Annotated in this window: 25 protein-coding genes; 11 read left to right on the forward strand and 14 right to left on the reverse strand. The window is 68.9% G+C overall.

What is annotated here, in order from left to right; genetic code table 11:
- Nucleotides 1–185: 185 nt before the first annotated feature.
- Nucleotides 186–752 (forward strand): HU family DNA-binding protein, encoded by a 567-nt coding sequence (locus AB0F43_RS33410; RefSeq protein ID WP_360486136.1) that lies wholly within the window; start codon nucleotides 186–188, stop codon nucleotides 750–752.
- Between the two features lie 119 nt (nucleotides 753–871).
- Here AB0F43_RS33410 and AB0F43_RS33415 read toward each other — a convergent pair whose 3' ends face one another.
- Nucleotides 872–1,078, reverse strand: a complete 207-nt coding sequence (locus AB0F43_RS33415; RefSeq protein ID WP_360486139.1) for a hypothetical protein — start codon at nucleotides 1,076–1,078, stop codon at nucleotides 872–874.
- A 19-nt stretch (nucleotides 1,079–1,097) separates the two neighbouring features.
- Nucleotides 1,098–1,769 (reverse strand): 2-phospho-L-lactate guanylyltransferase, encoded by a 672-nt coding sequence (gene cofC, locus AB0F43_RS33420; protein ID WP_360486141.1) that lies wholly within the window; start codon nucleotides 1,767–1,769, stop codon nucleotides 1,098–1,100.
- Between the two features lie 16 nt (nucleotides 1,770–1,785).
- Between cofC and AB0F43_RS33425 the strand changes: the two genes are divergently transcribed.
- The 3 genes from AB0F43_RS33425 (at nucleotide 1,786) to AB0F43_RS33435 (ending at nucleotide 4,602) form a co-directional block, all read left to right on the forward strand.
- A complete protein-coding gene (locus AB0F43_RS33425; protein WP_360486144.1) occupies nucleotides 1,786–2,571 on the forward strand; it encodes a lysophospholipid acyltransferase family protein in 786 nt (261 codons plus the stop codon).
- Between the two features lie 115 nt (nucleotides 2,572–2,686).
- Nucleotides 2,687–3,691 (forward strand): NAD(P)H-dependent glycerol-3-phosphate dehydrogenase, encoded by a 1,005-nt coding sequence (locus AB0F43_RS33430; RefSeq protein ID WP_360486147.1) that lies wholly within the window; start codon nucleotides 2,687–2,689, stop codon nucleotides 3,689–3,691.
- On the forward strand, nucleotides 3,688–4,602 hold the full coding sequence (locus tag AB0F43_RS33435; RefSeq protein ID WP_360486150.1) for an aminoglycoside phosphotransferase family protein: 915 nt from the start codon (nucleotides 3,688–3,690) through the stop codon (nucleotides 4,600–4,602). Before AB0F43_RS33430 ends, AB0F43_RS33435 begins: the two co-directional genes overlap by 4 nt.
- Here the strand turns inward: AB0F43_RS33435 and AB0F43_RS33440 are convergent.
- A complete protein-coding gene (locus AB0F43_RS33440; RefSeq protein ID WP_360486153.1) occupies nucleotides 4,578–5,705 on the reverse strand; it encodes an ROK family transcriptional regulator in 1,128 nt (375 codons plus the stop codon). The two genes, AB0F43_RS33435 and AB0F43_RS33440, sit on opposite strands and share 25 nt — an antisense overlap.
- Before the next feature lie 75 nt (nucleotides 5,706–5,780).
- Here AB0F43_RS33440 and AB0F43_RS33445 point away from each other — a divergent pair, with 75 nt between their 5' ends.
- Together AB0F43_RS33445 and AB0F43_RS33450 are read left to right on the forward strand one after the other, a co-directional pair.
- Nucleotides 5,781–6,875, forward strand: a complete 1,095-nt coding sequence (locus AB0F43_RS33445) for a Gfo/Idh/MocA family oxidoreductase (protein WP_360486156.1) — start codon at nucleotides 5,781–5,783, stop codon at nucleotides 6,873–6,875.
- Nucleotides 6,876–6,886: 11 nt separating this feature from the next.
- A complete protein-coding gene (locus AB0F43_RS33450; protein WP_360486159.1) occupies nucleotides 6,887–7,894 on the forward strand; it encodes a sugar phosphate isomerase/epimerase family protein in 1,008 nt (335 codons plus the stop codon).
- A gap of 2 nt (nucleotides 7,895–7,896) precedes the next feature.
- On the opposite strand, the gene AB0F43_RS33455 is transcribed toward AB0F43_RS33450, so the two are convergent.
- From AB0F43_RS33455 to AB0F43_RS33465, 3 genes are read right to left on the reverse strand one after another with little or no spacing between them, the layout of a single operon-like run.
- Nucleotides 7,897–8,280 (reverse strand): TIGR03618 family F420-dependent PPOX class oxidoreductase, encoded by a 384-nt coding sequence (locus AB0F43_RS33455; RefSeq protein WP_360486162.1) that lies wholly within the window; start codon nucleotides 8,278–8,280, stop codon nucleotides 7,897–7,899.
- Nucleotides 8,281–8,305: 25 nt separating this feature from the next.
- Nucleotides 8,306–8,497, reverse strand: coding sequence for a dihydrofolate reductase family protein (locus AB0F43_RS33460; protein WP_360486165.1), 192 nt, complete (start codon nucleotides 8,495–8,497; stop codon nucleotides 8,306–8,308).
- Complete coding sequence (locus AB0F43_RS33465) at nucleotides 8,479–8,754, reverse strand: hypothetical protein (protein ID WP_360486168.1); 276 nt, start codon at nucleotides 8,752–8,754, stop codon at nucleotides 8,479–8,481. The genes AB0F43_RS33460 and AB0F43_RS33465 overlap by 19 nt, the downstream gene beginning before the upstream one ends.
- Nucleotides 8,755–8,845: 91 nt before the next feature.
- Here AB0F43_RS33465 and AB0F43_RS33470 point away from each other — a divergent pair, with 91 nt between their 5' ends.
- Nucleotides 8,846–9,307 (forward strand): helix-turn-helix domain-containing protein, encoded by a 462-nt coding sequence (locus tag AB0F43_RS33470; protein ID WP_360486171.1) that lies wholly within the window; start codon nucleotides 8,846–8,848, stop codon nucleotides 9,305–9,307.
- Here the strand turns inward: AB0F43_RS33470 and AB0F43_RS33475 are convergent.
- Both AB0F43_RS33475 and AB0F43_RS33480 read right to left on the reverse strand, forming a co-directional pair.
- On the reverse strand, nucleotides 9,304–9,513 hold the full coding sequence (locus AB0F43_RS33475) for a hypothetical protein (RefSeq protein WP_360486174.1): 210 nt from the start codon (nucleotides 9,511–9,513) through the stop codon (nucleotides 9,304–9,306). The genes AB0F43_RS33470 and AB0F43_RS33475 overlap by 4 nt on opposite strands.
- An 85-nt stretch (nucleotides 9,514–9,598) precedes the next feature.
- Nucleotides 9,599–10,753 carry an MFS transporter gene (locus AB0F43_RS33480; RefSeq protein WP_360486177.1) on the reverse strand — a complete coding sequence of 385 codons (1,155 nt, stop codon included), beginning with the start codon at nucleotides 10,751–10,753 and terminating at the stop codon, nucleotides 9,599–9,601.
- A 76-nt stretch (nucleotides 10,754–10,829) separates the two neighbouring features.
- On the opposite strand from AB0F43_RS33480, the gene AB0F43_RS33485 reads away from it, so the two are divergent.
- Both AB0F43_RS33485 and AB0F43_RS33490 read left to right on the forward strand, forming a co-directional pair.
- Nucleotides 10,830–11,567, forward strand: coding sequence for a DeoR/GlpR family DNA-binding transcription regulator (locus AB0F43_RS33485; protein WP_360486180.1), 738 nt, complete (start codon nucleotides 10,830–10,832; stop codon nucleotides 11,565–11,567).
- Nucleotides 11,568–11,697: 130 nt separating this feature from the next.
- A complete protein-coding gene (locus AB0F43_RS33490; RefSeq protein WP_360486183.1) occupies nucleotides 11,698–12,864 on the forward strand; it encodes an MFS transporter in 1,167 nt (388 codons plus the stop codon).
- Here AB0F43_RS33490 and AB0F43_RS33495 read toward each other — a convergent pair.
- Nucleotides 12,848–13,960 carry an aminotransferase class I/II-fold pyridoxal phosphate-dependent enzyme gene (locus AB0F43_RS33495; protein WP_360486186.1) on the reverse strand — a complete coding sequence of 371 codons (1,113 nt, stop codon included), beginning with the start codon at nucleotides 13,958–13,960 and terminating at the stop codon, nucleotides 12,848–12,850. The genes AB0F43_RS33490 and AB0F43_RS33495 overlap by 17 nt on opposite strands.
- A gap of 83 nt (nucleotides 13,961–14,043) precedes the next feature.
- Complete coding sequence (locus AB0F43_RS33500) at nucleotides 14,044–14,658, reverse strand: TetR/AcrR family transcriptional regulator (RefSeq protein ID WP_360486189.1); 615 nt, start codon at nucleotides 14,656–14,658, stop codon at nucleotides 14,044–14,046.
- 95 nt (nucleotides 14,659–14,753) lie between these two features.
- Between AB0F43_RS33500 and AB0F43_RS33505 the strand changes: the two genes are divergently transcribed.
- Entirely contained in the window at nucleotides 14,754–14,939 is a 186-nt protein-coding gene (locus AB0F43_RS33505) for a hypothetical protein (protein ID WP_360486192.1), read from the forward strand.
- Nucleotides 14,940–15,018: 79 nt separating this feature from the next.
- Complete coding sequence (locus tag AB0F43_RS33510; RefSeq protein WP_360486195.1) at nucleotides 15,019–16,152, forward strand: D-alanine--D-alanine ligase family protein; 1,134 nt, start codon at nucleotides 15,019–15,021, stop codon at nucleotides 16,150–16,152.
- 58 nt (nucleotides 16,153–16,210) lie between these two features.
- Here AB0F43_RS33510 and AB0F43_RS33515 read toward each other — a convergent pair whose 3' ends face one another.
- From AB0F43_RS33515 to AB0F43_RS33530, 4 genes are all read right to left on the reverse strand, one after another.
- On the reverse strand, nucleotides 16,211–17,413 hold the full coding sequence (locus AB0F43_RS33515) for a sigma-70 family RNA polymerase sigma factor (protein WP_360486198.1): 1,203 nt from the start codon (nucleotides 17,411–17,413) through the stop codon (nucleotides 16,211–16,213).
- Nucleotides 17,414–17,419: 6 nt separating this feature from the next.
- Nucleotides 17,420–17,836: a YciI family protein gene (locus tag AB0F43_RS33520; protein ID WP_360486201.1), complete on the reverse strand. Its 417-nt coding sequence runs from the start codon at nucleotides 17,834–17,836 to the stop codon at nucleotides 17,420–17,422.
- Between the two features lie 120 nt (nucleotides 17,837–17,956).
- Complete coding sequence (locus tag AB0F43_RS33525; protein ID WP_360486204.1) at nucleotides 17,957–18,412, reverse strand: DUF3515 domain-containing protein; 456 nt, start codon at nucleotides 18,410–18,412, stop codon at nucleotides 17,957–17,959.
- A 27-nt stretch (nucleotides 18,413–18,439) separates the two neighbouring features.
- Nucleotides 18,440–18,673 (reverse strand): Lrp/AsnC ligand binding domain-containing protein, encoded by a 234-nt coding sequence (locus AB0F43_RS33530; RefSeq protein ID WP_040455366.1) that lies wholly within the window; start codon nucleotides 18,671–18,673, stop codon nucleotides 18,440–18,442.
- Between the last annotated feature and the right edge of the window lie 33 nt (nucleotides 18,674–18,706).

Here is an 18,706-nt window from a genome sequence, read left to right on the forward strand (position 1 = left end):
GCTCTGAAGGGATTCCGAGGGCACTCGGAGAGCTCTGAAGGACCGATTCGGGCGAAATTGTGGCATGAATCGCCCAAAACAAGGCCGAATTGCCGCGTTGGTGTTTGTGAACGGCCGGTTGAGTCCATAACGTTCACGTGAGATCGAGCGCTGTGCTCGACGCCTAGTGTTCACGGAGGGAAGCAGTGAACAAGAGCCAGTTGGTCGAAGCGCTCGCAGTGCACTTCGACGGAAACCGCCGCCAGGCCCAGCACGCGTTGGAATCGGTGATCGACACCGTCCAGCGTGAGCTGACCAAGAAGGGTGGCAAGGTCGCGATCACCGGTTTCGGTGCCTTCGAGGCCATCGAGCGCGGCGCGCGCATCGTGCGCAACCCGCGGACCGGTGAGACCAAGCGCGCCAAGAAGACCACGGTTCCGAAGTTCCGCGCGGGTGCGGAGCTGAAGGCCGTTGTCTCCGGGGCGAAGAAGCTGCCGAAGCTGGTCGTGCCGAAGCCGGCCGCGTCCGCCACCAAGGCGGCTGCCCCGGCGAAGAAGGCCGCTCCGGCGAAGGCCGCCGCGACCAAGACCGCCGCCAAGAAGGCGCCGGCCAAGACCGCTGCCAAGAAGGCCACGGCCAAGAAGGCCCCGGCCAAGACCGTTGCCAAGAAGGCTCCGGCCAAGAAGGCTCCGGCGAAGGCCGTTGCCAAGAAGGCTCCGGCCAAGAAGGCCGCCGCCAAGAAGGCTCCGGCGAAGCGCGCTTCGTCTCGCTGACCTTCGAGCACTGCAGCACCGCAACACCAGCGAAGGCCGGTCACCCCACTCCAGGGGCGACCGGCCTTCGCCGTGGTGGCACAGTGCCGGGTGAGGTGAGGTGATGCCTTGAGCAACCTTCAGAGCTCGGTGATGAAGTCCACCTTGGTGACGGTCAGGCCGGCCCCGGAACCGCTGGTTTCCAGGCGAACCCGCTGGCCGACGCGCAGATGCCGCACCGGGGTGTCGGCGACCGCGTGCACGGTGAAGGGGAGTTCGATCCCGGTGTCGGTCAGCACCGCACCGGAGAAGGTCTCGGTGTCGTAGCGGCTCACGGTTCCCTGCATGCGCTCAACCGTAAGGCATTCAGCAGGCGAGACCCTCGGTCCCGGTGGCCGCGCCCAGCACCAGCGACATCACATCGGCCGTCGCCGGACCCACCCCGAGTTGTACGGCGTGGGCCAGATCGGCCGCGGTGTCGACGTCACGGCGTACCGAGTCGATACCGGTCAGCTCGATCGGAATCGCCCCCGATACTTGGTGGGCTAGTGCGGAACCCACGCCGAAGCGGGGATCCAGCGTGATTCCCGGCGCCGCCGCGAGCAACGTCGTACCGGTCCCAGGCAGGTCGACCACGAACGATCGCGGCGCGACACAAGCAGCCAGTACGGCGGTCAGCTCGGCCGGTCGCAGTGCCGGCAGGTCTGCGGAGAGAGCAACGATTCCGTTGTCCGGGAACTCGGCAGCGGCGACTGTGGCGCCATGCAGCAAGGCTTCGTTGAGCCCCGCGGCCGGGAGGTCCGGCACCACCCGGGCACCCACCGCGGTGACGTCCGCGGCGACGACCGGGTCGTCGGTGACGACCAGGACGGCGCGGACCAGGGGAGAGGCGAGGGCGGCCGCAGTAGTGTCGACAGCGAAGGCGCGGGCGAGCTCCGGACGGTGCTGCGGGTAGGCCGCAGCGAGTCGGCTCTTCGCGATCGCCGTACGCTTCACCGGGATCGCCAGGGTCCAGGAAGCGACCTGTAGGTCTGCCATCAGGCAGGATTCTCCCATGACGGATGGCAGTGACGAGCACCAGGAGGCAGCAGTGGACGGCCGGCCCAGTGAGACGCCGGATCCCCGGCCGCGCCGGGGCTTCTGGTTCGGCTTGGTGGTCGCGCTGGTCAAACCGTTCCTGCTGGTCTTCACCAAGCCGGAGTTCACCGGCCGGGAGAACCTGCCGCGATCAGGTGGTGTCGTGTTCACGCCGAACCATCTGTCCCACTTCGACCCGCTGGTGCTCGGGTTCTTCATCTGGGAGTGCCGCCGGATCCCGCGGTTCCTGGGTAAGGCGTCGGTGTTCAAGATCCCGGTGGTCGGCCGGATCATCTCCAGTGCCGGACAGATCCCGGTGTACCGCGACTCCAGCCAGGCCGCCGACGCCTTCCGCGACGCCGTCGCCGCGGTCGAGCGCGGTGAGTGCGTCGGCGTTTACCCGGAGGGCACGATCACGCGGGATCCGGAGCTGTGGCCAATGACCGGCAAGACCGGCGCGGCCCGGATCGCGTTGATGACCGGCTGCCCGGTGATCCCGATCGCCAACTGGGGCGCGCAGGAGATCTTCGCCTCGTACACCGGCAAGCTGCGGATCCGGTTGCTGCCCCGCAAGACCCTCAAGGTGCGAGCCGGCCGTCCGGTCGACCTGAGCGCCTTCGAGGGCAAGCCGATCACCAACCAGCTGTTGCACGAGGCAACCGAGGTGATCATGCGCGCGATCGCGGAAACACTCGGCGAGCTGCGTGGCGAGGACCCGCCCAAGGAACTGTTCGACCCGCGCAAGGCCCGGGAGGCCCCATGACCGTGCATATTGCCGCGCTGCCGCGCGGCGGGTCATGGGGCTGTGGCTCCCGGCCTTCCCTCGTCGCTCTAGTCGCTTCGCTCCCTCCACTCCTCAGTCCAGGCCGGGAGGCCCCATGACCAAAGTTGCAGTATTCGGAGCCGGATCGTGGGGTACGGCGTTTGCCACGGTGCTGGCGAACGCGGGCAACCAGGTGTCGATCTGGGGCCGGCGTGAGTCGCTGTGTGAGGCGATCAACACCCGGCACGAGAACCCCGACTACCTTCCCGGGCTGCGCCTGCCGGACGCGATCACCGCGACCCATGATCCGGCCGCGGCAGCGGCCGGCGCGGAAGCCGTCGTCCTGGCGGTGCCGAGTCAGTCGCTGCGCGACAACCTGAAGGACTGGGCCGGCGTGCTGCCGAACGCCGTACCGCTGGTCAGCCTGATGAAGGGTGTCGAGGTCGGTACGACGAAGCGGATGAGCGAGGTGATCGCGGAGCTCACCGGCGCCGGGCCGGAGCGGATCGCGGTCGTGTCGGGTCCGAACCTGGCCCGCGAGATCGCCGAAGGACAGCCGGCCGCGTCGGTGGTCGCCTGTGCCGACGAGGGGACCGCGACCCGGCTGCAGAAGCTGTGCCACTCGCCGACGTTCCGCCCGTACACGAACAACGACGTGATCGGCTGTGAGCTCGGCGGCGCGACGAAGAACGTGATCGCGCTGGCCGTCGGGATGGCGGTCGGCCTCGGTTTCGGCGACAACGCCCGGGCATCGGTGATCACCCGCGGCCTGGTGGAAACCGCTCGACTGGGTACGGCCCTCGGCGCGCAGGAGCACACGTTCTCGGGCCTGGCCGGCCTGGGCGATCTGGTCGCGACCTGCTCGTCGCCGTTGTCCCGCAACCGGACCTTCGGCGAGAAGCTCGGTCAGGGCATGACGGTCGCCGACATCGCCGGCGGCACCCGCCAGGTGGCCGAGGGCGTGAAGTCCTGCGCGTCGATCACCGAGCTCGCCCACCACCACGACGTCGAGATGCCGATCGTCGAACACGTCACCAGGGTCGTGGCCGGCGAGATGACACCCAAGGACATGCTGTTCAGCCTGGTTTCCCGGTCGGCGAAGTCGGAGCGCTGGGGATGATCCCGGAAGTCTTCGCCCGGTCCACGATCGACCGCGAGGGCGAGGCAGGTGCGGCCTGGCTGTCCGAGCTGCCCCAGATCGTCGAGGATTTGCTGGCGCGGTGGGGATGCACGCTCGACGGTGATGTCGCGCATGGTCAGGTCGGTGTGATCGTGCCGGTCCGGCGTACCTCCGGAGCCGCGGTGCTCAAGGTGTCGTTCCCGCATCCCGGCAACGTGAACGAGCCAGACGCGTTCGCTGCGTGGGGTGGGCGCGGTGCCGTCCTGCTGTACGAGCGCGACGACGAGCGGTTCGCCATGCTGCTCGAACGAGTGCAACCCTCCACTCTGGGCGAGCTCGGTGACGGCGACGAGATCGCCGCCGTCGCGGGACAGCTGAGTCGCCGGCTGTCGATCCCGGGGCCCGCTGGGCTTCCGCGACTGGCGGACCAGGCCGACGGCTGGGCCGAGGAGTTGCGCCGGGGAATCGCCGACTTTCCCGGCGCGTTGCCCGTCGCGGTGGTGGACGCCGCGCTGGCGGTTGTCGACGAGCTCGGCCGGAAACAGCCGGACCTTCTCGTGCACGGCGACTTTCATCCCCGCAACATCCTCCGCGGCGAGCGCGAACCGTGGCTGGCCGTCGATCCCAAGGGCTACGTCGGAGATCCGGCGTACGACGGCGCGACGTTACTCAAGCCTCGTGCCTTGGCGCTGATCGAGTCCGAGGACCTGATGAAGGCGCTACGCCACGAGCTGGATGTGTTCGCCGAGGCCGCGGAGCTGGATCGCGAGCGGGTCCGCAGGTGGGCGCACTTCCAGGCCGTGCAGGCGGCCTTCCACGGCCGGCGCAATGGTTTCGGACGGGCGCGCGGTGGGCCGTACCTCAACCGGCTGATCGGGCTGGTGGATCAGCTGGCCATCAGCTGGTGCTGAAGGACGAGGGTCGCGGCGCCGCGGAGCGCGGCGTCCTGGCCCGATCGTGACGTGACCACCCGAAGGTCGGTGGTGGCCAGGGGCAACGATCTGGCATAGATCGCTTCCCGGATCCCGGCCAGCAGGCTGTCGCCGGCCTGGGAGAGTGAGCCGCCCACGACGATGACCGAGGGATTGAGCAGGCTGACGCAGGCGGCCAGCACGGTGCCGATCTCCCGGCCCGCTTGGCGAACCGCTGTGGTCGCGACTGTGTTGCCCGCGCGGACGAGATCGACGATGTCCTGGCTCTGGGCGACGCCCAGCTGTTTCGCGATCGCCGCGGCCGATGCGATTGCCTCCAGGCAGCCCGTGTTCCCGCAGCGACAGACCTCGGTGTGACCCGGTGCCTGGACGTGGCCGATGTCCCCGGCCGCGCCCTGTGCGCCGCGGTGGAGCCGGCCGCCGCTGATCACGCCCGCACCGATCCCGGTCGCGACTTTCACGAACAGCAGGTGCTCGACGTCGGCGTACTCGGTCGCATGCTCGCCGAGCGCCATGATGTTCACGTCGTTGTCGACCAGCACCGGTCCGGTGAGCTCACGGCTCAGTCGTCCGACCACGTCGTACGAATCCCAGCCCGGCATGATCGGCGGATGGTTGGGGCGACCGGTGCTGTGCTCGACGGGTCCCGGTAGTCCAACGCCGGTGCCGGCGAGGTCGTCGACCTCTCGGCCCGCCTTCTTCAGCAACGAACGTCCGGTGCGAACCACGGTTTTGAGGACGGTCTCGGGCCCTTCCGCGATGTTCAACGCCGTTGTGGACCGATCGAGGATCGTGCCGGCCAGATCGGTGAGCGCGACGGACAGATGCGTCGCGCCGACGTCCGCGGCCAGGATCAGCCGCGCGGCCGGGTTGAACCGGAAGCGGGCCGGCGGCCGTCCACCGGTCGACGCCGCTTCACCCGACGGTACGACGAGACCGGACGCGACCAGCTCCTCGATCCGGCCGGTCACCGTGGATCGGGCCAGTCCGCTGAGGTCGATGAGCTCGGCCCGGGTCCGCGGCTGTCCGTCCAGCAGCAGTCGCAGCACCGCGCCGGTTCCCGCAGTACCGAGATCACTCATAGGCCGGACTTCCGTCGGAGGGACGCTGGACTTTTGCTTGACAGGGTTCAAAAGTCTCACATAGCGTCCTTCAGCGTGTCCACCAGTGCGCGCAAGCTCCGGGTCGGGATCGTCGGCGGCGGTTTCATGGGCCGCGTCCACGGCAGGTCCGCGCTGGTCGCGGGCGCCCAGGTGGTCGGCGCGATCGGTTCGTCGCCGGACCGTGCGGGGGCCGCAGCCGAGGCCACCGGAGCCGAGCGTGGCTTCGCGGACCTCGACGAACTGCTTGCCGCCGACCTCGACGTGGTCCACGTCTGTACGCCGAACAACACGCACCTCCCGGTGACGCTCAGGGCGCTGGAAGCCGGCAAGCACGTGATCTGCGAGAAACCGCTCGCCACCTCGGTCCAGGACGCGGCCGGGCTGCACGCTGCCGCCCTGGAGGCTTCGCTGGTCGGAACGGTGCCGTTCGTCTACCGCTACCACCCGATGGTCCGCGAACTGCGGACCCGGATTGCCGAAGGCGAAGCCGGCCTGATCACCAGCCTGCACGGGTCCTACCTGCAGGACTGGCTGGCCGGTGCGGACGATCAGAACTGGCGCGTCGACGACGAGGCCGGCGGTCCCTCCCGGACGTTCGCCGACATCGGATCGCACTGGTGCGACCTGATGGAGTTCGTCACCGGCGACCGGATCGCCGCGATCAGCGCACAGACCCGGACGATCCGCGGTCAGCGTGGCGGTGTCGACGTACGCACCGAGGATCTGGCCACTGCCCAGTTCCGGACCGAGGCCGGTGTCGTCGGCACGATCGTGGTCAGCCAGGTCGCGGCCGGCCGGAAGAACCGGTTGTACCTGGAGGTCTCCGGCACCGAGTCGAGTTTCGGCTTCGACCAGGAGGATCCGGATCGCCTGTGGGCCGGCCGTCGTACCGAGAGCCGGCTCCTCACCCGCGATCCCGAGACACTGAGCCCGCCCGCTGCCCGGGTGAACCGGTTGCCGGCCGGGCATGCGCAGGGGTACCAGGACGCCTTCGACAGCTTCGTCGGCGACAGCTATGCCGCCGTACTGGGTGACCGCCCGGACGGACTACCCGATTTCGCCGCCGGTGCGCGGTCCGCCCGGCTGGTCGACGCCGTACTGCGTTCGGCCGCCGCGGACAGTGCCTGGATCACCGTCGAGAACTCCTAGGAGCCAGCCAGATGCCACGTCCGATCACGTTGTTCACGGGCCAGTGGGCCGACCTGCCGTTCGAGGAGGTGTGCAGCCTCGCCTCGAAGTGGGGCTACGACGGTGTCGAGATCGCCTGCTCGGGTGACCACTTCGACGTCCAGCAGGCGGTCGAGGACGACTCCTACGTCCAGGGCCGGCACGACATCCTGGCGAAGTACAACCTGAAGGTCTTCGCGATCTCGAACCACCTGGTCGGCCAGGCCGTCTGCGACGACCCGATCGACTTCCGGCACCAGGCGATCGTGCCGTCCCGGGTGTGGGGCGACGGCGATCCGGAAGGCGTCCGGCAGCGGGCCGCCGAGGACCTGAAGAACACCGCGCGCGCCGCGGCCAAGCTGGGTGTGAACACCGTGATCGGCTTCACCGGGTCGTCGATCTGGCAGTACGTCGCGATGTTCCCGCCGGTGCCGGCCGAGCGGATCGCGGCCGGGTACCAGGACTTCGCGGACCGGTGGAGCCCGATCCTCGACGTGTTCGACGAGGTCGGCGTCCGGTTCGCGCACGAGGTGCACCCGTCCGAGATCGCCTACGACTACTGGACCACCAAGCTCACCCTGGAGGCGATCGGTCACCGCGAGGCGTTCGGGCTGAACTGGGACCCGAGCCACATGGTCTGGCAGGACATCGACCCGGTCGCGTTCCTGTGGGACTTCAAGGACCGGATCTACCACGTCGACTGCAAGGACACCCGGATGCGGGTGGGTGGCGGCCGCAACGGCCGTCTCGGCTCGCACCTGCCCTGGGGTGACCCACGCCGCGGCTGGGACTTCTACTCGACCGGCCACGGTGACGTGAAGTGGGAGGACTGCTTCCGCGTCCTCAATGCCATCGGGTACGACGGCCCGATCTCGGTCGAGTGGGAAGACGCCGGGATGGAGCGTACGGTCGGTGCGGCCGAGGCCGTCAACGTCATCCGCGCCCTGGCCTTCGACCAGCCCGAAGCGTCCTTCGACGCCGCCTTCGCCACGGACAAGTAGCCTCAGCTCATCCCCACCTGTTGACGATCTGGCTCGATGAGGGCGATGACGCGCTCCTCGTCGCGTGGGTACGGACCGCCGGTGTACTTCGTGCAGATCCGGTCGACGATCTTCCAGGCCTCATCGCCCTCGAGCCACTCGACGACGCGGCCGCGAACGATGATCGGCTCGAACGGGTTGCCCGCGGGCGTCAGCGAGAGGGCAACCCGCGGGTCCCGCCGCAGGTTGCGGGCCTTGCGTGAGTCCGGGCCGGTGAGGAACGCGATCTGCTCGCCGACCGGCATGACCCACAGCGGAACGGAGTGCGGAGCGCCGTCGGGGAGAACGGTGGCGAGGTGGGCGACCGCGGTGCTGTCGAGCACACGGCGTACGTCGGGGTTCAGCATGGCAATCTCCTAGCGGGGACGAGGATCATCGCTGGACCTCGTAGTGGAGGTGGGTGACGCCTGGGGCAGCCACCACGTCGACGATGCGCAGCCGGATGTGGTCGGGCAACTCCTGGAAGAAGGGCCGGCCGGCGCCGAGCAGGACCGGAACCTGATGCAGCATGAACTCGTCGAGCAGGCCCGCCTTCAGGGCCTCGGTCACGACACCGCCGCCCATGAGCCCGACGTCCTTGCCCCGGGCCGCCTTCTTGTGCGCCCGGCGAGGATGGCGCCGACGCGACCGGCGGCGGCGTCGAACACGCGGGCACTCGGCTCGCTGAGCTTGAACCCGTCGAACACCTGGCTGGGGACGTCGCCGTTGAAGTACCAGTCGAAGAGCATCGAGGCGTCGCCGAGGCCTCGGCCGGGACCTGGGTCGCGACCGGTGAGGTACCCGTCGACCGAGACTGTCAGTGCGGCGAAGACCTTGCTCATCGAGGTGCTTCCCTTCTGAGTTCCTTCAGGAGACTCCATGACCGTACCAGTTGGCGTTCCGTAAGGAAACCCCAATTGCTAGACTGCCTGCATGCAACGGACGAACTTCGGCGAGATGGTCTGCTCGATCGCACGCACGCTCGACGTGATCGGGGAGCCGTGGTCCCCGCTGATCCTGCGCGACGTCTGGGTCGGGATGACCCGGTTCGACCAGCTGCAGTCCGATCTCGGGATCTCGCGCAAGGTGCTGACCGAGCGCCTCAACTACCTCGTCGACCAGGGCGTGCTTGAGCGCCGCCCGTACGACAACCGCCCGCGGTACGAGTACCACCTGACGACGAAGGGCGCCGAGCTCGTCGACATGCTCATGGTGATGGCCGGCTGGGGCGACAAATGGCTGGCCGGCGAGGCCGGACCTCCAGTCCTCTACCGCCACCACGCCTGCGGCGAGATCGCCCGCGTCGACCTCCACTGCACCCACTGCGACAAACCCATGCACGCCCGCGACGTCGAGGTCCTCCCCGGCCCCGGCAGCATGGCCCAGCTTGACTAGGTCGTTGCCATTTCGGTGGTTCGTTGGTTGGTGCTGATCGCGGTGGTGCGTGGGCGTAGGCCGAACCAGACCAGGGCCACGCTGGCCAGCGTCAGAGCCGCATCCACTGACAGGGCAAGATGCATGCCGGCGAGCTGCGTAGCCTGTGTGGCCGCGATCGCCGCGAGGACCGGCGTACCAACAGTGCCGGCGACCTCCTGAGTCATCGAGGTCAGCCCTTCCGGACCCAGACCGACGCCTGTTGGTTGCGTCAAAGGTTGCGCCCGGGCTTACTTCGGGGGAGAGGGTTTCTCAGCTGACTCGTGAGCGGGTGCGCGTGCCCAGAACCGGTGCGAAAATCGCCAGGCCGGTCGCCAGCACGGTCACCACCAGGAACGACATCGTCAGGCTGCTCGCCTGCGCGATTCCGCCGATGATCGACGGGGCCACCAGGCCGGAGGCGTAGGTGATCGTCGCGACGCCCGCGATGGCATGGCTCGCGTTGGCGCCCGTGTGACCGGCCGCGGCGAACGCGAGCGGTACGGCGACCGCAATCCCGATCCCGATCAGTCCGAATCCCGCCATCGCGAGCACCGGATGCGGTGCAACCACGACCAGTACGCCGCCCGCGGTCGCGATCACCCCGCTCCAGCGCACAGTCCGTACGGCGCCGATGCGGTCGATCACCGCATCACCGGTGATCCGCGCGATCGCCATCGTCAACGTGAAGCCCGTGGTCGCCCCGGCCGCCACACCGGCAGAGCTGTCGAGGACGTCGCGCAGATACACGGCCGACCAGTCCAGACTGGCCCCCTCCGCGAACACAGCGCAGAACCCGACCGCCCCGATCAGCAACGCCGACCGCGGCGGCAACGCGAACCTCGCCGGCGGCTCCTCGTCGTCCGAAGGGTGCACATTGAGCACGAACTGACACACCACGACCCCGATGACGGTCAGTACGGCGGCCGCCAGCGCGTGATGGATCTGCGCACTCAACTCGGCATGCGCGGCCACGGTGCCGGCCGCCGACCCGATCAGTGCACCGACACTCCACAGGCCATGCAGTCCGGACATGATCGACTTGTCCAGCCGGTGCTCCACCTCGACACCGAGCGCGTTCATCGCGACATCGGCCATCCCCGCTGTGCCGCCGTACACGAGCAAGGACGCGCACAGCGTGAGCAGGTTGGGGGAGAGGGACGGCAGGACCAGTGCGAGCGTCCAGAGGGCGAGCAGGCCGCGGAGTGCGTTCCGGGTGCCGAAGGCGTGGCTGATGCGGGCCGCGAGCGGCATCATCAGCGCCGCGCCGAGCGCCGGGAACGCGAGCGCCAGCCCGAGCTGGCCGGCGGACACCCCGGAGTGTTCCTGGATCCAGGGCACCCGGGTGGCGAACGAGCCTGTCACCGCGCCGTGCACACAGAAGACCGCCGCTACCGCATACCTCGACCGCTGGACAAGGTCAGCCACAGGCAAACACTCTCTTTGTTTGATCGAACATTTGGATGGTAGATTTCTGCGCGTGAGGAGTGCAGAACGGCACCAAGTGATCGTAGAACGACTGCGTAGAGCTGACCGAGTCTCCGTCCACGAACTGGTCGAGATCACCGAGGCATCGGATATGACGGTCCGCCGCGATCTCGACTTCCTGGCCGCCCAGGGCGTGCTCAAGCGGGTCCACGGCGGAGCTGTGTCCGCGATGCCGTCGGGGGTCGAGCCGCCGTACTCGCTGCGCGCCCAAGCGGCCGTCGCCGCCAAGCGCGCCATCGCCGCGGCCGCCGTCGAGCACATCCGCGATGGCGAGACCATCGTCCTCGACAGCGGTACGACGGCTCTCGAGGTGGCCAAGCTGCTCCACGACCGCGCGGTCACCGTCATGCCGCTCTCGCTGCACGTCGCGCAGGAGCTGGCCGAGGCGCCGCGGATCCGGCTGCTGATGCCCGGCGGCGAAGCGCGCAAAGGCGAGCTGGCCCTGGTCGGTCCGCTCACCGTCGCGTCGCTGCGGGCGCTGCGCTTCGACCTCGCCGTACTCAGTCCCTGTGCCTTCAGTCTCGACGCCGGCCTGACCGCGTTCGACCTGGGCGACGCCGAGGTCAAGCAGGCGGCGCTCGACGTCGCCACCCGGTCGATGGTGCTTGCCGACGGCGCCAAATGGGACCGTGCCGCGCTCGCCTACGTGTGCCCGGCCGACCGCCCCGACCTGATCATCACCGACCCGACCGCCCCGGAGGATCAACGCACCATGCTTGCCCAACGTGGAGTGCTGATTGAGGTGACCTCTTGACCGTACTTTTGGCCGGGCCTCCGGCGCCGGCTCGGTCATGGGCCTTGACTCCCGGCCTTCCCTCGTCGCTCCAGTCCGGGAGGCCCATGACCGGGCTCCCTGCGCTCATCAGTCCAGGGCGGGAGGCCCCATGACCGCGAGCGATCTGCGTCCGCAGACCGCACCGCCCCGAGCCGCCCGCATCGCCACCTGGACCTACTTCGGCCTCAACGGTTTCGCTGTCGGCATGTGGGTCGTCCACATTCCCAGCATCGAGCACGCCACTGGGATCACCCACAGCACCCTCGGCCTGCTGCTGCTCGCGCTGGGCGGCGCCGCCTTCCTCGGCATGCAGGTCGCCGGCCCGCTCGTCGACCGCCTCGGCCAACGCCGCCTGGTGCCTTCCGCCGGCATCCTTCTCGGCATCGCCCTGCCCTGGCCCGGCCTCGCACAGAACTGGTGGACTCTCGGCCTCGCGTTGATGATGCTCGGGTTCGCCAACGGCTCGATCGACGTCGGGATGAATGCCCAGGCCGTCGTGGTCGAACGCGGCTACCCGCGCCCGATCATGGCCGCCTTCCACGCGATGTGGTCGATCGGCGGCGCCTTCGCCGCACTGATCGGAGCCGCCACGCTGCGAATCGGCGTACCGACAGGGGTAACTCTCGGTCTGGCGGGCGCGGTGTGTGTCGTCGTCTCCTTGGCCGTGAGCCGATTCTTGATCGAGGCAACGACCGAGGAGCACGAGGAGCAGGAGGAGCGCGCGAAGCCGCCGGCGAAGCTGGTGTGGGCGCTCGGCGGCCTCGCGTTCGGCCTGATGCTCGCGGAGGGGGTCGCCAACGACTGGGCCGCCCTGCACTTCCGCGACGTCCTCGGTACGTCGGTCAGTACGGCGGCCTACGCGTATGGCGCCTTCGCCGTGGCGATGACTGTCGGACGCTTCCTCACCGACCGGGTCGCGGCCGTCGTCGGCCCGGCCGCGATCGTCCGCTACGGCGCCGCGATGGCCGCGGTCGGTCTCACCATCGTGATCGTCGTACCGTGGGTGCCGGTCGCGTTGTTCGGCTGGGCGTTGTTCGGTCTCGGGCTGGCCGGCGGGGTACCGCAGTTGTTCACCGCCGCCGGCAACCTCGACCCGCGCGCGGCCGGCGCCCTGATGGCCCGCGTCGTCGGGCTCGGGTACGTCGGTCTGCTGGCCGGCCCGGCGTTGATCGGCGGACTCGCGCACTGGATGCCGCTGAACATCGCGTTCATCCTGCCGGTCGTGCTGTGTGTGCTGACGTTCCTCGGCGGGCCAGTGCTCAAGTCGCGGTCTTGAGCGCCTGCTCCAGGTCGGCCCACAGGTCGTCGGGGTGCTCGATCCCGACGGCCAGCCGGATCAGGTCCTCCGGGATGGTCGGTACCTCGATCGGCCAGCGGCGACGGCGTTCCAGCATCGACTCGACTCCGCCGAGGCTGGTTGCGTGGACCCAGAGCGCCGTACTCTCGCAGACCCGCTGAGCACCTTCGGCGTCACCCCCGAGCTCGAACGACAGGATCGCGCCGTACCCGGACATCTGCGCGGCGGCCCGTGCGTGGCCCGGATCGTCGGGGAGGCCCGGGTACCGCACGCGGCTGACGCGCGGGTGCTGTCGGAGGCGCTCGGCCAGGAACGCGGCGTTCGATTGGGCCCGCTCCAGCCGGAGGGCGAGCGTTCGCAGCCCTCTCAGCGCCAGCCACGCCTCCATGGGTCCGGGGATCGCGCCGAGGCTGCGGCGGCGGAGTTCGATCGCGTTCCATAGGTCGTCGTCGGCGGTGACGACCGCACCGAGGACGACATCGGAGTGACCCGCGATGAACTTCGTTGCCGAGTGCATCACGATGTCGGCGCCGAGCTTGAGCGGCTGCTGAAGCAGGGGCGTGGCGAAGGTGTTGTCGACGACTACGGTCGCACCCGCCTCGCGGCCCGCCGCGGAGATGGCCGGCAGGTCGGCGACCTCCATGGCCGGGTTGGTCGGCGACTCGATCCACAACATGTCCGCTTGATCGACCGCTTGCGTGACCGCGTCGGTGTCCGCGATGTTCACCCTCTGGACGGTCAATCGCCCGGCCGTCGCCTGCTGATCGAGCAGCGCGAGTACGCCGGAATACGCGTGCTGCGGCGCGACGACCCGGCCCCCGACCGGCACCAGGTCGGCGATCGCCGCCACCGCCGCCATCCCGGAAGCGAAGGTCAGGCCCCGGCCGCCCTCGAGCTGCCCCAGTGTCTGCTCGAGCGCTGTCCAGGCGTCGTTGCCGAAACGCCCGTATCCACGATCGCCGCCGGCGACGTACGTCGAGCTGAACACGGGTGACTCGTTGACCGGTGCGTTCGGCACCCGCTCGGGGCGGCCCGCATGCACGACGACGGTGGAAGGATCGAGATCAGGCGACATACCAGGAATTCTCCCGGCAACGCCTCACGCCGACCCGCCCGGGCCCCCGCGCCAGGTAGGTCCCGAGAGCCGCGCGACCCTCTTCAGCTGCCGGGGACTCCTGCGGTGGGGAGTGGGATGCCGCCGCCGCGGAGGAGTGTCATGGCTCGGCGGGCGAGTTCCTTCACCTCGGCACCGTCGGGGTTCTCGACCCAGCTCCGGACCACCGTCTCGATGATGTTCATCGCGATTCCGGCGGCCAGGGCGGCGGTGAACTCGGCGTCCTGCGGATCGTCGCCGGCCAGGCGCCGTACGAGCTCATCGGTCAGTTCGTTGCGGAAGCGCCAGGTCATCTCGTTGAGATGAGCGCTCACCGACGCCGTCTGAGCGGCCAGGTCGAACACCGCGCGGACCCGGACCGGATTGCCGTCGAGCTGCTCCAGCACCCGCTCGATCACCGACTGCAGGCCGTCCGGCAGCTCCACCTCGGGCTGCTCGCGGAACCAGGCGACCGCGCCCAGCAGGCAATCCTCGACGAACTCCAGGACGAGCGTCTCCTTGGTCGGGAAGTACCGGTACAGCGTGCTCGGGCCGACTTCGGCGGCCGCGGCGATCTGCTCCACCGTGGTTCGGCCGAAGCCGTGGTCGGTGAACAGCTCGAAGGCCTTGTCCGCGATCAGCCGGCGGGTCCGCTCCCGCTTCAGTTCGCGCAGTCCCATCTCCACCTCCGCGGGCAGAGTACCGGTTCCGGCGTGTCACGGTAGATTCTGCCATACGGTAGTCACTGCCAAAATCTGGCCGAAGGGATTCCCGCGTGACCTTCCCGATGACGCGACCGTCCGGCTGTCCGTTCGACCCAGCTCGTGAGTACGCCGATTTCCGCCGTACCGACTCGACCGGCGCATCCCGACGCTGCGACTGGCCGTCCCGTTCGAGGATCCGGTTCAAGGACAACACCCTCGTGTACGGCGTGACCGCCCTGCCCGTCACCGGGGAGTGATCGCTACGGACCGCGATCTGAAGAGCTCTTAACCGAACCCAGGTCGGAACCTGATCGCAAGGCCGCTACAGTCGAGCCGGTGAGTGAGCACTCGAGGGAAGAACAACGCAAGCCCCGCGTCGCCGTGGTGTTCGGCGGCCGGTCGAGCGAGCACGCCATCTCCTGCGTGACCGCGGCCAACGTGCTGCAGGCGATCGACCGGGACAAGTACGACGTGGTCCCGATCGGCATCAGCACCAGCGGCCACTGGGTGCTGGAGAGCGGCGACCCGGAGCGACTGTCGATCACCGACGGCAAGCTTCCGGAGGTCGACGTGACCGCGCTGCCGGTGCTGTTCGGCGCGAACCGCGAGCTCGTGGTGAGCGAACCGGACCAGGTACCGAGCACGCTCGGCGAGGTCGACGTGGTCTTCCCACTCCTGCACGGCCCGTGGGGCGAGGACGGCACCATCCAGGGCCTGCTCGAGATGTCCGACATCCGGTACGTCGGCTCAGGCGTACTGGCCAGCGCGGTCGGCATGGACAAGCACTACATGAAGGTCGTCTTCCAGGCGGCCGGCCTCGAGGTCACGCCGTACGTCGTGATCCGCGACCGTGACTGGACCCGCGACCCCGCCGCCTGCCGCGAGGCGGTCGACGCGCTCGGCTACCCGGTCTTCGTGAAGCCGTGCCGCGGCGGATCGAGCCTCGGCATCAGCAAGGTCAACAACCTGGCCGAGCTCGACGCCGCGGTCACCGAGGCGCGTGCCCACGACCCGAAGGTGATCGTCGAGGCGTCCGCGAAGAGCCCACGCGAGATCGAGGTCGGCGTCCTCGGTGGCCTGGACGGCGGGCCGGCCGAGGTCAGCGTCTGCGGTGAGATCGCGGTCTCCGGCGGCGGGCACGACTTCTACGACTTCGAGACCAAGTACCTGCCCGAAGGCGAGGAGTACACCGCCCTCTCGGTCCCGGCCGACCTCCCCGACGAGATCGCGGCCGACATCCGCGCCAAGGCAGCCACGGCCTTCGACGCCATAGAGGGCGAGGGCCTGGCCCGCGTCGACTTCTTCCTCGACGCCGACGGCCGGGTCGTCATCAACGAGATCAACACCATGCCCGGGTTCACCCCCACCAGCATGTTCCCCCGCCTGTGGGCCGCCACCGGCGTCGACTACCCGGCCCTGGTAGACCGTCTCCTTTCCCTTGCCCTGACCCGCCGCACCGGCCTCCGCTAACCACTCCCGCCCCACCCACCCAGCCTGCCCAGATGGGTAGACGGGTGGGGCCGGGCGGTCATAGGCGGCTCGCCCGCTCGCGGAGGTACCGCTGCTGCGGCAGACTCGTCGTCCTCCCCGCAGCCTCCTCGTACGCCGCCCGCGCACCCACCGCATCACCGGAGATCTCCAGCAGATGCGCTCGCACCGCCGGCAACCGGTGGTCCGAGGCGATCCGCTCGTCGTCCTCGATCGTGCCGAGCAACTTCAGCCCTTCGTCAGCGCCACGCGCCATCGCCACCGCGACCACCTGATTCAGCGCGACCATCGGGTTGTCGACCAGTTGCAGCAGTACGTCGTACAACGCAACGATCTGCGCCCAGTCGGTCTCCTCCGCGGACGGCGCCTCATCGTGCACGGCAGCGATCGCCGCCTGGAGCTGATAAGGCCCGACCGGCCCTCGCGGCAACGTCGCCGTGATCAGCTCAACTCCTTCCTGGATCAACTCTGGTATCCACAACGACCGATCCTGCTCATGCATCGGAACCAACTCACCCAAGGGACCGGTCCGGGCCGGCCGCCGAGCGTCCGTCAGCAGCATCAACGCGAGCAATCCGGCGACCTCGCTGTCGTCCGGGAGCAGCCGATGCAGCATCCGCGCCAGCCGGATCCCCTCCGCCGCCAACTCGACCCGCTGCAGACTCGGCCCCGTCGTACTCGTGTAGCCCTCGTTGAAGATCAGGTACACGACCTTCAGCACCGCGCCCAGCCGCTCGTCCCGATCCGCCGGCAGCGCGAACCGAGCCCCACTGTCCTTCACACTCGCCTTGGCCCGGCTGATCCGCCGTGTCATCGTCGCCTCCGGCACCAGGAACGCCCGCGCGATCTCCGCTGTGGTGAGACCGCCGACCGCCCGTAGCGTCAACGCGATCTGCGACGCCGGCGACAGCGACGGGTGGCAACACATGAACAGCAGGATCAGCGTGTCGTCGGTGTCCGCGATCGGCTCACTCGGCACCGTCGTCCACTGCGCCACCCGGTCCTCGCGCCGCTGACGGGCCTGCTCACGACGGAGCAGATCCGTCAACCGGCGCGAAGCCACCGTGATCAACCACCCTCGCGGACTGTCCGGAACCCCATCCACGGGCCACTGCTGCGCCGCGGCCAGCAGGGCCTCCTGCACCGCGTCCTCCGCGGTGTCGAAGTGCCCGTACCGCCGCACCACCGCCCCGAGCACCTGAGGCGTCAGTTCCCGCAGCAGATCCTCGAGAGGCGCGGTCATGACCGGTCAGTCCAGGATCTCGCCGCGACCCTCGATCACCGGCCGGATGTCGGCGTACGCGGTCGCTCGAACGAACTCAGGCGCGGGCGTGTCGGCCAGCCGGGCGGCGATCTCGGTCGCCCGGTCGAACGACTCGCACTCGACGATCCAGTAACCGGCCAGCACTTCTTGTGTCTCGGCGTACGGCCCGTCCGTCACCACCGCGGCGCCGTCCTTCGAACCCAGCCGTCTGGTCAGCACCGGCGCCGCGAGCCCGCGCGTCTCCACCAGTTCCCCGGACTCGATCAGGTCGTTGTTGAACTTCTCCATGAACGCGCCCATCGCCGCGAAGTCCTCGGCGGTCCAGGCCGGCTTGCCGGTGTCCTTGCCCGCCATCCCGTCGTAGTCCTGCTGCGACGCGTACGTGAGGATCATGTACTTCATCGGAATCTCCCGTCGTCCCGGGCACCACCGCGGTGCCTCTCGCCTGGTACGTCGCCCCCGCCGGATCGAACCGGACACCGCCGACGAACATTTTTCGGTTTCGGCTGGAGTATGCCGTTGTCAGATGCAGGGAGTGATGAGTTTGTTGTACCTGTGGACAGCGTCGGAAACGTCGGTCAGGGCGTTCGCTTCCGGAGCGTATTTCGACGGAACGGCGACCTCGAAGTACACCTGGCGGCCGATCGTGGTGAAGATGACGCCGTTCTCCACTTCCTTGGCGAACCAGCCGACGCCGTTCACCTCGAAGCACTGCGACTGCGCCTCGGCCATCCCGGCCGGCTGCGCTACCCCGCAGGTGACCTCGATCGGCGGATCGCCGTACGCCGCGGTGAGCGGACTGACCGGCTCGGTCTCACGCCGCTCGGCGTCCAGCACCTTGTCGGGCAGCGCTTTCACCAGCGGATCACAGGCGGCCGCGACCTCGGGGCCGGGAGACGGTACGGCGACGGGCACGGGGCCCGGGCTGCACCCGGCCACCAGGATCACGCCGAGTGCAGCGAACAGGACTTTGGGCATGCGAAAGGAGGGCGGGACCCCTCGTGGTCAGATGTGAACGACGGGGCAGGTCAGGGTGCGGGTGATGCCGGGCACGTTCTGGACCTTGGCAACCACCAGTTTGCCCAGCTCGTCGACGTTGCGGGCTTCGGCGCGCACGATCACGTCGTACGGACCGGTGACGTCCTCAGCCAGGGTGACGCCCTGGACCTCGGCGATCTGTGCCGCGACATCGGCAGCTTTGCCGACCTCGGTCTGGATCAGGATGTAGGCCTGGACCACCACGTCGTTCTCCACTCAGTCGTCCTCAGCTGG

This window comes from Kribbella sp. NPDC023972 (assembly GCF_040639075.1).
Taxonomy (GTDB): Bacteria; Actinomycetota; Actinomycetes; order Propionibacteriales; family Kribbellaceae; genus Kribbella.

Excerpts from the sequence above, each read along its gene's own strand:
- AB0F43_RS33460 (WP_360486165.1), bottom strand. The coding sequence starts at position 8,497 with ATGGGCGGCGGTGTCGTGACCGAGGCCCTGAAGGCGGGCCTGCTCGAC.
- AB0F43_RS33425 (WP_360486144.1), top strand. The coding sequence starts at position 1,786 with ATGACGGATGGCAGTGACGAGCACCAGGAGGCAGCAGTGGACGGCCGG.
- AB0F43_RS33495 (WP_360486186.1), bottom strand. The coding sequence starts at position 13,960 with ATGTCGCCTGATCTCGATCCTTCCACCGTCGTCGTGCATGCGGGCCGC.
- AB0F43_RS33430 (WP_360486147.1), top strand. The coding sequence starts at position 2,687 with ATGACCAAAGTTGCAGTATTCGGAGCCGGATCGTGGGGTACGGCGTTT.
- AB0F43_RS33440 (WP_360486153.1), bottom strand. The coding sequence starts at position 5,705 with ATGAGTGATCTCGGTACTGCGGGAACCGGCGCGGTGCTGCGACTGCTG.
- AB0F43_RS33520 (WP_360486201.1), bottom strand. The coding sequence starts at position 17,836 with ATGAAGTACATGATCCTCACGTACGCGTCGCAGCAGGACTACGACGGG.
- AB0F43_RS33450 (WP_360486159.1), top strand. The coding sequence starts at position 6,887 with ATGCCACGTCCGATCACGTTGTTCACGGGCCAGTGGGCCGACCTGCCG.
- AB0F43_RS33455 (WP_360486162.1), bottom strand. The coding sequence starts at position 8,280 with ATGCTGAACCCCGACGTACGCCGTGTGCTCGACAGCACCGCGGTCGCC.
- AB0F43_RS33490 (WP_360486183.1), top strand. The coding sequence starts at position 11,698 with ATGACCGCGAGCGATCTGCGTCCGCAGACCGCACCGCCCCGAGCCGCC.
- AB0F43_RS33415 (WP_360486139.1), bottom strand. The coding sequence starts at position 1,078 with ATGCAGGGAACCGTGAGCCGCTACGACACCGAGACCTTCTCCGGTGCG.
- AB0F43_RS33475 (WP_360486174.1), bottom strand. The coding sequence starts at position 9,513 with ATGACTCAGGAGGTCGCCGGCACTGTTGGTACGCCGGTCCTCGCGGCG.
- AB0F43_RS33435 (WP_360486150.1), top strand. The coding sequence starts at position 3,688 with ATGATCCCGGAAGTCTTCGCCCGGTCCACGATCGACCGCGAGGGCGAG.
- AB0F43_RS33470 (WP_360486171.1), top strand. The coding sequence starts at position 8,846 with ATGCAACGGACGAACTTCGGCGAGATGGTCTGCTCGATCGCACGCACG.
- cofC (WP_360486141.1), bottom strand. The coding sequence starts at position 1,769 with ATGGCAGACCTACAGGTCGCTTCCTGGACCCTGGCGATCCCGGTGAAG.
- AB0F43_RS33525 (WP_360486204.1), bottom strand. The coding sequence starts at position 18,412 with ATGCCCAAAGTCCTGTTCGCTGCACTCGGCGTGATCCTGGTGGCCGGG.
- AB0F43_RS33500 (WP_360486189.1), bottom strand. The coding sequence starts at position 14,658 with ATGGGACTGCGCGAACTGAAGCGGGAGCGGACCCGCCGGCTGATCGCG.
- AB0F43_RS33465 (WP_360486168.1), bottom strand. The coding sequence starts at position 8,754 with ATGAGCAAGGTCTTCGCCGCACTGACAGTCTCGGTCGACGGGTACCTC.
- AB0F43_RS33515 (WP_360486198.1), bottom strand. The coding sequence starts at position 17,413 with ATGACCGCGCCTCTCGAGGATCTGCTGCGGGAACTGACGCCTCAGGTG.